This is a genomic window from Achromobacter sp. SIMBA_011 (assembly GCF_046535435.1).
Taxonomy (GTDB): domain Bacteria; phylum Pseudomonadota; class Gammaproteobacteria; order Burkholderiales; family Burkholderiaceae_B; genus Achromobacter; species Achromobacter dolens.
Genome location: NZ_JAWRWN010001301.1, coordinates 1 through 232, shown reverse-complemented (window position 1 = coordinate 232; position 232 = coordinate 1). Strand labels below are relative to the sequence as shown.

Below are 232 nucleotides of genomic sequence, written 5' to 3'. Positions count from 1 at the left end.
AGGATGATTTTCCCTGGCCAGATGCGCCGAATCCAGTCCAAGTCCTTCCAGTTCAGCGTCGGGTCGAACTGTTTCGACATCCACTGGGCGAGCGTATTGACGTTATCCATGCCTTGAATGTGCCCGGCAATGTTGCCGAAGTTCTTGCGCTTCCCCTTGAACACGCTCCAGGCCCACGTTGGCTTGGTCGCGACGTCCAGGATGTTGGCGAGGGTGATTTCGGGTGGGACCG

Annotated in this window: 1 protein-coding gene; it reads right to left on the bottom strand. The window is 57.8% G+C overall.

Going from position 1 to position 232, the window contains the following annotated elements; translation table 11 throughout:
• A partial coding sequence (locus SB816_RS35280) for an alpha-hydroxy-acid oxidizing protein (RefSeq protein WP_410548660.1) occupies positions 1-232 on the bottom strand: 232 nt, incomplete at both ends.